The following is a 12,226-nucleotide window of genomic DNA, read 5'->3' on the forward strand; positions in this document are numbered from 1 at the left end:
CTGCGCACTGGTAGAAAGACTCATCGGGATACCTTAATATTGAGAAGCTAAAATAGTTAGCGTTTTAGATGATACTTTTTTTTAGGGAAGGTGCAATGTTTAAGGTAAAAGTGTGGGATGGTTTTGTAAGAAGCTTTCATTGGTTATTAGTATTGAGTATTGCTGCGCTTTATTTTAGTGCAGAAGAAGGCATGATCGAACTTCATTTTGTAGTTGGCTTTTTTACTTTAGCGCTTATTTCAACACGGATTATATGGGGTCTTATAGGCAGTAAAACGGCAAGAATATCGGCATTACTGCATTCTCCTAAATCGGCGCTTGCTTCTTTTAGCGGCAAAAAAATAAATGATGTGGGCCATTCTGCACCAGGTAGTTATATGGTGTTATTATTTTTTATCCTGATTATTACGCAACTGGTTAGTGGTTTAACGAGCAGTGATGGCATTTTAACTGATGGCCCGTTAGCGCAGTATGTATCGAGTGATACGATTGATTTTGCCAATTGGTTGCACCATATTAATTTTGATATTTTATTTTATGCGATTATTTTGCATGTTGTGGCTATTATTGCTTACAAAGTCAAAGGCAAGCCTTTGGTCAAAGCAATGATCACCGGTAATAAAGCACTAGCAACAAAAAGCTCAGAGCCAGAGACAAAGGCACCATGGGTTGCATGGGTTATATTTTTGCTACTACTGGTTTTATTAATGAGTACCTGGGGAAGTGAGCATTTAAGTTATTTGCTTAGTTAAAAAAAGTGGCGCTAATACAGCGCCATTTTTGTTCTTAATACACCGTATATATTAGTCTTTGAATTGCTTATGACAATCTTTACAGCCTTTAGCCCATGCACCAAACGCTTTACCAATAACAGCTTTGTCACCGGTTTGAGCTGCTACAGCAAGTTCATCAGCATATTGTTGAAATGCTGTCGCTTTTTTCATAAAAGTATCGTTTTCAGACCATACTGCAGGAAGTGCTGATGTATCACCCTTATCAGTACCTGCGTAAAAAGCTTCCCAAGGCATTTTAGACAATGCCGCTGCGTTATTTGCACGCTGCTTAAATTGCTCTGCATCAAAAGGAATTTTACCCTTGAGCATGGCACCCATATCGCCTATTTGAACTGAAATCATAGAAAATGCAGCTTGGCGATATTCAATCGCATCGCTTGGCTCTTTGAATGCAGAATTTGCAGATACGCTAAATGCGCATGTAGATAGTAACGCCCCGATAAATACTAGCTTCAATTTCACTTTACTCTACTCCTTTAAGGGTTCTTTAATTATCTTTGTATCTTAGCTCAGGCTTTAGTTCAAGATAAAGAGCTGGTTTTAGTCATTTATATCAATATCAGCAAATATCATTCCTCGTCGCATGCTACGTGTCGCTAAGAATACCTCGCCAAGTAATGACATAAATGCACATATTAGCAATGCCATGGCACCAACAAAACAACTACCGATAGTAACACCTAAATTAATCGATTGTATGTGCGATAAAAACAACAGCATAACTACGGCACATACTAATAATGCGCTTAAGACACTTAAACTAAATGCAATATGAATGCAGCGGGAGCGCTTAAGAAGAGCTCTTAATTCTGTAGTTAGAGACAAGTTAAACTCTTCATCAGTACTAACTTTTAATTTTCGCTCTAACTGCCTGGCTCTGTCAGTAATACGCGCTAAGCGATTAGATAATACCCCGAGTGTTGCCGCAATACCTGTAATTAAAAAAACAGGGGCAACGGCTGTTTGAATGACTTTAGCCATAGTTAAAATATTAATTACATCGTTGTTCATATATCTCTCAATTTAAATTATTCATTTACAATGCTTTACAAAGTAAATGTTGTTCTTTTTCTTTTAAATCAGTGTCTTGCGATGGGCTTTAAGGCGGTTGTTATTTTAATGTAGCAATACTGTTGCGCGCACGAAGGGTGGCGTTTTATATTCGCCTATATAGTAAAAAAATTAAATATAGTAAATACAATAATACATAACCTATCCTAGGGGAAACAATGTCTAAAAATATAATTAAAAGAACAGCAATAGCTACAGCTGTATCAGGTGCATTTGTGGCAACATTTGCCAACGCAGTAGCTTTGCCTAACGCGACAATTAATTACACCCAAGCAGAAAAAGTAAAAGAGATAGTTGCTGATAAAAAAGCGCCATCTGCACATATGATTGTTTTAAAAGCAAAAACCTCAGTTGATGCTGTTGCTGCTGGGACTTATCATGTGTCTTCAAATCGAGAAATAACGGCGCAAATTGAGCAGCTTCAAGATATGATGACTGTTGAGTTAAATAGTCTAGATTTTAATGCAAAAATAATTGGTAAAACTAAGATTTTAGCGCCAACGTTAATTGTTCAAGCAACGCCTGAGGCGTTAGCTGAAATTGAAAAAGATGATCGCGTTGCTAAAGTTTTACCAATGTTCGATCGCGAATTGCATGTTGCAGCAAGCTCTGAATATATCAACGCTAAACCACTTATTACTGACGGTATAGCAAGTGGTAAAGGCCAACGTGTTGCAGTGCTTGATACGGGAATCGACTACACGCATGCGGCATTTGGTGGTGCAGGCACAGTTGAGGCTTATGAAGCAGCTCAAGCTGATCCAACATCAGTTGCATGGCCACAAGGTATTGTTCAAGGTGGTTATGATTTTATACGTGATGATGCTGACCCTATTGAAAATGATGCCGCTAATTCACCTTCTACAGGTGATCCCACCAATCATGGTACATCTTCTGCAAACTCAGTAAATGGTATTGCACCTGATGTTGAACTTTACGCTTACTCAGTATGTGGTGGTGGTTGTCCTGGCGATGCACAAGCTGCTGCTCTAGAAGCTGCAATGGATCCTAACGGTGATGGCGATATTTCAGATCGTGTTGATGTAATGAATATGTCTCTTGGTGGTGAGTTTGGTGACACTTACACCGGTGGTGGTACACAATACTTAGTTCAACGTGCAGTTGAGTTAGGTGTGAATATGGTTATTTCTGCTGGTAATGATGGCGATAATCCTTTCCGTGTTGGTGGTCCAAGTACTACACCTAACGCACTATCTGTTGGCGCTATGACTCACCCAACAACTGAAGTAGGTGTTGCATCAGGTACTGTTGCTGGCGTTGAAGGTAATATCCAGGCATCAGGTTTTGGTCCTCAAGAAGATTTTGCTATTTCAGGTGCCGATATTGAGTTAGTTTATCCTGAAACAAACGCAGATGGTTGTGCTGAATTTGCTGCAGATGTTGACTTTACAGGTAAAGCAGTATTAATTGACCGAGGTTCATGTAACTTTACGGATAAAGTTTTACATGCTCAGGCTAAAGGTGCTGAGTTTGTAATGATTGCAAATAATGAAGATGATGGTACCCCTGCATCTATGGGGGGCTTTGATGCCGCGGTTACAATTAAAAATATAGGTATTAACTTTGCTGCAGGCTCTGCTTTAAAGACGCAATTAGCTGCAGGCGGTCCTGCTACATTTGATATTAGTGTTGAAATAAAAACAACTGCAGGTGCTGTTGCAACATTCTCATCTCGTGGTCCTTCTATGGATGGTTTATTAAAACCAGAAATTACAGCGCCAGGAACAAGTATAATGGTTGCAGCTGCAGGAACTCAGGATAAGCTAGCTCCTGTAAATGGTACATCTTTCTCAGGCCCAATTACAGCCGGTGCTGTTGCAATGATTCGTGAAGCACACCCTGAGCGTAATGCGTTTGAGATTAAAGCAACAATTATGAATGCAGCAAACTTAAACGTAACTAATGAACCTCTAGCGATCAATCCTGATTCAGAGCTTGCGCCAATTAGTATGATAGGTGCAGGTTTAGTCGATGTAACTAAAGCGGCTAATTTGCCAGTTGCAGCTTGGGTAAATAATAGCGAGTTTGATACTAAACAAGCCGCACTATCTTATGGCTTAGTAAGCCTAGCGGAAACAGGTTCAATTACTAAAACGGTAACAGTTAAAAACTTCTCTGCAGATGCAAAAACGTATAACCTGCGTACTGAAGCTCGTTACCAAAGTGATATTGATACGGACGCAGTTAGCTGGGATTTCCCTGCATCTATAACAGTTCCGGCCGGTCAAGTGACTACTTTTGACATTACGATGACGGTTGATCCAAGTAAATTACCTGCATGGGAATTAGAAAACCCATTCAGTGCAGATGATATTGCAGCAAGAAGCGCGGCATTAACATCAGTAGAGTTTGATGGTGCGTTAGTATTTGACGATGCATCTACAGATGGCGATCACGATTTACATGTTGTTTATCATGCAATGCCAAAAGCCGTGACTCAGTTGAGCTTCTCACCTGAAACTATTAAAAATGAAATGGCGTTAGTTGTTGAAAATACAGGTCAAGTTGAAGTTTTCCCGCAAGCTGAAAGCATTGTGGCAATGGGTGAAGAAAAATCAGTTGAAGACGCTGAATTTAATATCCTAGCTACTACATTCTCAGCAATTAATGATGATTCTTGTGGTTCAGGTATCTTTATTACTTCATCGATCCAGTTACGAGATCCGTTAACTCATACTTTCCAAGCGGGCTATAGGATTGAAATTGATACAGATAATGATGGCTTTGCAGATCAGTTTTTACAAAACCTAAATGATCGCGGTCGTAGAACTGCATTCCCTGGCCGTAGCCGTACATTAATTGGTACAACTGATGGTGCTGGCAATGATGCATGGCAATGGGGTACACCGTTAATACATGAGGCAGGTGGAAATACTATTACCTTTACCGGCTGTTCAGAGTTCATGAATATCGATGCGTCGCTTCTTGGTGAACCAATGAACTTCAAAGTATCTGTAGGTCACCCTAGTTATCAGTCAGGCATTTTCACTGAAACTGATAGCGTAACTGGAACCGCGGTATTTGGTATTCAACCTCAGGTTACAATTTCGCCTTATGGGGCAACTGAAACGGATGAAAAAAATAGCGTAACAGGTTCTGCAGTATTTGATGTTCAGCTTGGTACTGAAATGGCAACTGATGAAGTGGTTACTTCAATCAAGCCAGGAGAAAAAGCGGTAGTATCAGCAAATGGTCCTTTTGTACTATCATCAGGTACTAACATTATTAAAGTGATGGCAGCTGAAGACCTAGAATTACCGGACGTTGAAGCACCAATGTTGATTGGTGGTGAGTTTAGTGTTTCTGAAGATGCAGCTGATGGAACCGTGGTAGGTGCGTTTACTATTGAAGAATCAGATTTAGACTTGGCAGTTTCAGAGTACTACGTTCAATCTAATACAAACCTTGGTTTTGCAGTTGATGCAGAAGGCCAAATTGTGGTTGCAGATACAACTTTATTAGCGGGTGATACATCTGCAGAAATGGAAGTTGTTGCGATTGATGTTCGTGGTAATGTATCTGCACCTGCAATGGTAACAATATCCGTTACTAAAGTAGCACCTCCTGTTGTTACTCCTGAGCCTGCTAAGAAAAGCTCTTCAGGTTCATTAGCTTGGCTAACATTGCTAGTAGCGCCATTTGCATTTATGCGTCGTCGTAAGCAAAAGTAATGTACTAACTTAAATGTTTATAAAAGGGAGCTTCGGCTCCCTTTTTACATAGCTTCACAAACTAAATCTCCGTGCTATTAAATATTAGGTATATTTAATAAAAATAAAAACTACAGAGATTCCAATCAATGAAACACACCCCATTTGTTCTTACTTTTATATCCTTAGCTATTTTAGGGGGATGTAATAAAGCCCCTGATGTTGAGCAATCAGCAAAGGTTGAAAATGTAGCTGCTCAAACCGAAGTCATGCCGCCGATTGCGAAGAAAGTGCCATATGAAATGACAATCCATGGCGACACTCGCATCGATGATTATTATTGGATGCGTGATGATGAGCGTAAAGCTCCTGAGGTAATTAGTTACCTAGAGGCTGAAAATGCTTACACAGATGAAATGCTTGCGCATACTAAAACACTGCAAAGTAGTTTATTTGAAGAGCTTAAAGGGCGAATTCAAAAAGATGATGACTCTGTTCCAGTAAAAGACGGAGAGTACTATTACTCGTCGCAAACTCGCGGCGATAACGAGTATGCTACTTATTTACGCAGTAGTGATTTTGCAGGCACCGATCAGGAAGTTATTTTAGACGTCAATGAACTAGCTAAAGGCCATGACTATTTTGCAGTTAGTGGTCTGAGTGTCAGCCCAAATGATAACTTAATGGCGTATGGTGAAGATACGGTGAGCCGCCGTGTTTACAATATAAAAATTAAAGATTTAAGCACTGGTAAATTATTAGAAGACACGCTTGAAGGCACCAGTGGTTATGTTGTGTGGGCGAACGATAATAAAACTGTTTATTACATTAAAAAAGATGCGCAAACCTTACTCGGTTACCAAGTTTATCGTCATACGCTTGGTACACCACAAAGCGATGATGAGCTTGTATACGAAGAAAAAGATACGAGCTATTACACTGGTATGAGCAAGAGCAAAGACGGCTCAGAAATTTATATTTGGCATAGCAGTACTGATGCATCGGGTTTGTCAGTACTTAGTGCAAACGATATAAATGCTAAGCCAAAGCGCTTAATTGAGCGTGAAGCCAACCTTGAGTACAGCATTTCCAAATTAGGTAATACTTATTACATTGTGACTAATTTAAATGCGGTTAACTTTCAGCTAATGAAGGTCGATATTGATAAAGCCGGTGATAAATCGAATTGGCAAAGTGTGATCCCTGCGCGCGAGGATATTAAACTTGAAGGCGTAGAGTTATTTAATGACTACTTAGTATACCAACAACGCGAAATGGGCCAATCAACACTGATTGCACGTAATTTAACATCGGGCAAAGAGTTACCACTAAGCTTTAACGACAGTGCATATACAATTAATGCGTACGGTAACAACGAATTAGAAAGCGATACGCTGCGCGTTTACTACACCAGTATGACCACTCCGGGTTCATCTTATGATGTTAATTTGGCGACTGGCGAAAAAACATTATTGAAGCAACAAACGGTATTAGGTGACTTTAACGCGGATAACTATGCGTCTGAGCGTATTTTTGTCACAGCACGCGATGGCGTAAAAGTACCGGTGAGTTTGGTGTATCGAAAAGAGCTATTTAAAAAAGATGGCACTAACCCATTATTGCAATACGGCTATGGTTCGTATGGTGCAACAATGGATCCTAGTTTTTCTTCTGCACGATTAACGTTGCTTGACCGTGGTTTTGTATTTGCAATTGCCCACGTACGTGGTTCGCAAATGTTAGGGCGCCCGTGGTACGAAGCGGGTAAATTACTCACTAAAAAGAATACGTTTAACGACTTTGTAGATGTTACTAAGTCATTGGTAGCCCAAGGTTATGGCGATAAAGAGCAAATTTTTGCCCAAGGTGGCAGTGCTGGTGGTTTATTAATGGGCGCAGTGGCAAACCAAGCGCCTGAGCTATATAAAGGTATGGTGGCTGCGGTTCCATTTGTTGATGTGGTTACTACTATGCTTGATGAGACTATTCCGCTTACAACTAACGAGTATGGTGAGTGGGGTAACCCTAACGAGAAAGAATATTACGATTATATGTTGTCGTACTCACCGTACGATCAAGTTAGTAAACAAGACTACCCTAATATGTTAGTAACAACAGGTTTGCACGACTCACAGGTTCAATATTTTGAGCCAGCAAAGTGGGTTGCAAAGCTGCGTGACTACAAAACAGATGATAATAAACTACTATTTAAAATAGACATGGAAGCTGGCCATGGAGGTGCGTCTGGTCGTTTTAAACGCTTGGAGGACACGGCACTTAACTATGCATTTATGCTTGATTTAGCTGGTAAAAATAAGTAATAAAATAAAAGCGTAGCTTTTTAAGTGACCCCCAGTAGTTGTATATTGTAATTACTGGGGGTTTTTTATATTTGAATTGCCGCCAATTAAAGCTGCTTGGTATTAGCGCAAAATAGTAATAGTATATTGAGTTAAATTACGGTGTTTTACGAAAAGGGAAAATGTAATGGAACAAAATCAAGAGATTAAAGTCGTCAATAAAGATGACCGCACCTGGGCAATGCTATGTCATTTAAGTGCATTAGCGGGGTTTATTGTGCCATTCGGCTCGGTGCTAGGTCCCCTTATTATCTGGCTAATTAAAAAAGATGAAATGCCTCTAGTTGATATACACGGTAAAAAAGCGCTTAACTTTCAAATTACTATGGCTATAGCTTACTTTGTGTGTTTTTTACTAATTTTTGCAGCTGTTGGTTTACTACTGTTACCTATGGTCGCTATTTTTTCATTTGTGATGGTGGTTATCGCAAGCGTGAAAGCCAACGATGGTAAAGAGTTTAATTACCCCCTTAGCTTAAATTTAATAAAATAAGCGTTTTGATTTAAGTTAAAAAGTCGTTCAAACCCAGCTTAATTGCTGGGTTTAGTTTTTAGTCATAAGGGAAAAATGCTCTATATAACATTATTTTTTACAGCATTTATATCGGCTACGTTATTACCCAGCTCGTCTGAAGTATTGATGGGTGGGATGATAATGCAAGGTAATACTAACTTATGGCTAATTTGGTTTGCAGCAACCTTAGGCAATGTATTAGGCAGTTGTGTTAATTATTGGCTTGGAACACAAGCATTACGCTTTAAAGATAAAAAATGGTTTCCAGTTTCTGAAAAAGGGCTCAAAAAAGCGCAAAAGCAGTTTAATAAATATGGGATATATAGCTTACTGTTTGCGTGGTTACCTATTGTTGGCGATCCACTAACTGTTATTGGCGGCGTGTTTAAAGTGCGCTTTAGTATGTTTTTAGTGCTAGTAACACTCGGCAAAGGGCTACGTTATTTAGCTGTAATAGCCCTTGCCGTTGGATTATTTGTGCCAGTCCAGAGTTAGCGACACAGAGTCTGCAAAGCGCAGCGCATGAGGTTTATCCACTCGGGCTTTGGCGTAATTTACACTTGGGTGCGAGTGGCAAACAGCAAGAATTTCAGCAACTAATTTTTCTAACAATAAAAAGTGACCCTGTTCAACTAAGGTAATTACTTCTTTAGTAATTACCTTGTAGTTAAGTGCTTGTTCTACTTCATCAGTTTCACAAGCTTGATCAGCCGGATAATGAATTTCTAAATTAATGACTACATCTTGTTTTTTTTCACGTTCATCTGGATTAAAGCCAATAAACGTGCGTAGCCGTAAGTTAGTTACATTAATTATTGCGTTTGCCATAGATTATCCTTTGATCAGCTGTAAAAACTCATTACGTGTTTTCGGATCGGCTCTAAAGTTACCAAGCATAACCGAGGTACGCATACTTGAATTTTGTTTTTCTACGCCACGCATCATCATACACATGTGTTTTGCTTCAACAATTACACCTACACCTTTTGCACCGGTTACTTCCTCGACCGCTTTAGCAATCTGATGGGTAAGTTGCTCTTGAATTTGAAAACGCCGAGAGAACATATCCACAATACGTGCAAACTTAGACAAACCTAATACTTTGCCATCAGGAATATAAGCGATATGACAGCGGCCAATAAATGGTAATAAATGATGCTCACACATAGAGTAAAGCTCTATGTCTTGTATTAATACCATATCGTCAGCATCTGAGGTAAATACTGCATTATTAGTGATTTCGTTAAGCGTTTGGCGGTAACCTTGAGTTAGGTACTCCATCGCTTTTGCAGCGCGTTTTGGAGTATCGAGCAACCCTTCACGTTCTGCATCTTCACCGACTGCGGTTATAATTTTTTGATAGCTTTCTTTTAATTCGTTATGCATAAGTTTCTCGTTTATTTAGATGGCTTACTTAAGATGGCGACCACCATCAACAGGTAAAGCACGGCCTGTGATGTAATGGCTGTTCAGTAGTAGGTCGATACTATTGATAATTTCTTGGCATCCAGGTTCGATACCCATTAATGATTTTTTTAAAGTTTTAGCGCGATACTGCTCATCATCATGTTGATTAAAAATAATTAATGATGGTGCGACTGAATTCACTTTAATATTCGGTGCATATTTAGCACTAAATGATTTGGTTAAATTATCCAAGGCGGCTTTGCTGGCCGCATAGGCTAAGTGTTTTGGGCTGCCAGTTTCCACTACGTAATCAGTTAGATGAATAATGTCAGCGGGCTTAGCGTGAGACGCCTGATAATTTAATAGTAAATCTGCACAGCGTAAGTTTACCAAGTACGGTGTTTTTGCATGAATGCGCATCATATTGTCAAACAGCTGCTCAAACTGAGGGTTGTTAGCTTCACAGTCCCAGCTTGATGCATTATGAATTATCGCGCTTAGTGAGTCAGTCTGTGCTTTAAGTAATGTAATAAAAGTATTAATACCCTCATCAGAACTAAAGTCAGCATAAAGACAGATCGCCCCTTGTTGTTCTAGCAAATCTACCGCTTTATGGCGGGTACGATAAGTAATAATGACCGCTTGCCCTTGGGCTATAAAATGCTGTGCAAGCGCAAGTCCAATACGTTGTCCTGCGCCAGTAATCAAAATAGGGGGGGTCATAAAATATAAAACTCTCTGTTGGCAAGCGTTAAGGTTAACCGTTAAAATTTAAGCCACTTATTTTCACGCCATTTTTACGTAAAATATAAGCGGCTCGATCAGTTAAATCACACTTATAATATTGATTTAAAAAGCATCGTATATTGTTGGAATAGGCTGGCGCTTATGTTGCGTGCGTTGGTAAATTGCAATCAGTGTTTGCTCCACATGCTCAGAGACTGGTTTACCTTCTAAAAAGTCATCAATTTCTTCATAGCTTAAGCCTAGTGCTTCCTCGTCAGTTAAACCTGGTCTATCACTTTCTAAATCGGCAGTAGGTGCTTTTTCAACTAACAAAGCAGGTGCACCTAATGCTGTTGCCAATGCTCTAACCTGACGTTTAGATAGACCAAACAAAGGTGCTAAATCGCAGGCGCCATCGCCAAACTTAGTATAAAAACCAGTAATGTTTTCGGCGCTATGGTCGGTACCTACAACGAGCCCTTGGCAAAACCCAGCAATTTCATATTGTGCAATCATGCGTTGGCGTGCTTTCACATTGCCTTTAATAAAGTCTATTTTTTCTTGTGTTGGCAATGGCTGATTATTGCCAGCTAAAGTTGCCATCGTTTGCTCGTGCAGTGCGTCGGTTGCAGGCTGAATATTGACTGTCATACGGGTGCTGGGTTTAATAAAATCAACCGCCATTTGTGCTTCGCTTTCATCTGCTTGCACTCCATACGGTAAGCGCACAGCAATAAATTGATACTGTGTATCTTGGTGTTCTTGATTAAGCTCATTAATAGCAAGTTGGCATAATCGGCCACAGGTTGATGAGTCTACACCGCCACTAATACCTAGTACCAGTGAAGTTGAGTATGCGGCTTTTAAACGTGCTTTAATAAAATTTACTCGGCGTTTAATTTCAGCGTTAACATCAATACTAGGCTGAACTTTCATTTCAGCCATAATTTCGGCGCGCATGGCCCGCTCCTTAAAGTTAAAAAGTTTTAATGCTCAAAAAAGAATAGCTATTATGTGATTTCAAATTACACAATTAAAGCCCTATATACTCTTTTATTTGTTTAAGTTGAGCTTTTAGTTCGTTAATTTCAGCAAGTAGATCATTGAGCTCTTGATTTTTTAACTCGTCAGTAATGGTCTGTGTTGCTATTGGCTCATCGTTTTCTGCAGAAGGTGCTGTAAATAAGTGAATATAACGGCTATCACGCTTACCAGATTCGCGAGGTAGTTTTTTTACATGGCTGTTTTCAATCAATTGTTCAAGCGATATTTCAACGTCGTCAATACTGGTAAAGTCAGCTAATCGAGCGCAACGGGTTTTTAATTCACCGGGTGTTTGAGCTCCCCGCAATAATAATAAACATATAATGGCGCGTTGTTGTGCGTTAAATTGTAAGTGGCTAAATTGTGTATTACAAAAGCGATGGTCGTATTTAGATACACGCCCACTGAGACCTTCATCTTCTGTTACCAAGCGTAAGTCGATTAATTCTGCAATGGTAGCCTGAACTTGCTGTTGGCTTAATTCGAGCACAGGAGCGCGATTTGATTTTTGATTACAGGCATTCGTTAAGGCATTTAATGATAGTGGGTAATGTTCAGGCGTTGTTGTTTGCTTTTCCAATAAACAGCCAATAACTCTTTGTTGTTCAACTGATAACTGCATAATATCCCTTACTTCAT

Annotated in this window: 12 protein-coding genes; 5 read left to right on the forward strand and 7 right to left on the reverse strand. The window is 39.6% G+C overall.

Annotated features, from left to right (window positions below; genetic code table 11):
* The first annotated feature begins 95 nt into the window (after positions 1-95).
* Entirely contained in the window at positions 96-752 is a 657-nt protein-coding gene (locus CWB77_RS09080; RefSeq protein WP_138622423.1) for a cytochrome b/b6 domain-containing protein, read from the forward strand.
* A 51-nt stretch (positions 753-803) separates the two neighbouring features.
* On the opposite strand, the gene CWB77_RS09085 is transcribed toward CWB77_RS09080, so the two are convergent.
* Complete coding sequence (locus CWB77_RS09085) at positions 804-1,256, reverse strand: c-type cytochrome (protein ID WP_138622425.1); 453 nt, start codon at positions 1,254-1,256, stop codon at positions 804-806.
* A gap of 78 nt (positions 1,257-1,334) precedes the next feature.
* Positions 1,335-1,805 (reverse strand): DUF2721 domain-containing protein, encoded by a 471-nt coding sequence (locus CWB77_RS09090; protein WP_008108981.1) that lies wholly within the window; start codon positions 1,803-1,805, stop codon positions 1,335-1,337.
* 218 nt (positions 1,806-2,023) lie between these two features.
* Here CWB77_RS09090 and CWB77_RS09095 point away from each other — a divergent pair, with 218 nt between their 5' ends.
* The 4 genes from CWB77_RS09095 to CWB77_RS09110 all read left to right on the forward strand — a co-directional run bounded on the left by CWB77_RS09095 (position 2,024) and on the right by CWB77_RS09110 (position 8,905).
* Positions 2,024-5,557 (forward strand): S8 family serine peptidase, encoded by a 3,534-nt coding sequence (locus tag CWB77_RS09095; protein WP_138622427.1) that lies wholly within the window; start codon positions 2,024-2,026, stop codon positions 5,555-5,557.
* Between the two features lie 128 nt (positions 5,558-5,685).
* On the forward strand, positions 5,686-7,857 hold the full coding sequence (locus tag CWB77_RS09100; protein WP_138571072.1) for a S9 family peptidase: 2,172 nt from the start codon (positions 5,686-5,688) through the stop codon (positions 7,855-7,857).
* 166 nt (positions 7,858-8,023) lie between these two features.
* Positions 8,024-8,389 (forward strand): DUF4870 domain-containing protein, encoded by a 366-nt coding sequence (locus CWB77_RS09105; RefSeq protein WP_138622429.1) that lies wholly within the window; start codon positions 8,024-8,026, stop codon positions 8,387-8,389.
* Positions 8,390-8,464: 75 nt separating this feature from the next.
* Positions 8,465-8,905 (forward strand): YqaA family protein, encoded by a 441-nt coding sequence (locus tag CWB77_RS09110; RefSeq protein ID WP_054202893.1) that lies wholly within the window; start codon positions 8,465-8,467, stop codon positions 8,903-8,905.
* Here CWB77_RS09110 and folX read toward each other — a convergent pair.
* From folX to CWB77_RS09135, 5 genes are all read right to left on the reverse strand, one after another.
* The gene (gene folX, locus CWB77_RS09115; RefSeq protein ID WP_054202892.1) at positions 8,882-9,238 is read right to left on the reverse strand and encodes a dihydroneopterin triphosphate 2'-epimerase; all 357 of its coding nucleotides are present in this window, start codon (positions 9,236-9,238) and stop codon (positions 8,882-8,884) included. The genes CWB77_RS09110 and folX overlap by 24 nt on opposite strands.
* A gap of 3 nt (positions 9,239-9,241) precedes the next feature.
* A complete protein-coding gene (gene folE / locus CWB77_RS09120) occupies positions 9,242-9,796 on the reverse strand; it encodes a GTP cyclohydrolase I FolE (RefSeq protein ID WP_008108996.1) in 555 nt (184 codons plus the stop codon).
* A 24-nt stretch (positions 9,797-9,820) separates the two neighbouring features.
* Positions 9,821-10,540 (reverse strand): dihydromonapterin reductase, encoded by a 720-nt coding sequence (gene folM, locus CWB77_RS09125; RefSeq protein ID WP_008468539.1) that lies wholly within the window; start codon positions 10,538-10,540, stop codon positions 9,821-9,823.
* A gap of 126 nt (positions 10,541-10,666) precedes the next feature.
* Positions 10,667-11,503, reverse strand: coding sequence for an NAD(+) synthase (nadE, locus tag CWB77_RS09130; RefSeq protein ID WP_054202890.1), 837 nt, complete (start codon positions 11,501-11,503; stop codon positions 10,667-10,669).
* A gap of 73 nt (positions 11,504-11,576) precedes the next feature.
* Entirely contained in the window at positions 11,577-12,209 is a 633-nt protein-coding gene (locus tag CWB77_RS09135; RefSeq protein WP_055013085.1) for a YceH family protein, read from the reverse strand.
* Between the last annotated feature and the right edge of the window lie 17 nt (positions 12,210-12,226).

Origin of the sequence: Pseudoalteromonas sp. S1610 (assembly GCF_005887465.1) — a bacterium.
Taxonomy (GTDB): Bacteria; Pseudomonadota; Gammaproteobacteria; order Enterobacterales; family Alteromonadaceae; genus Pseudoalteromonas; species Pseudoalteromonas undina.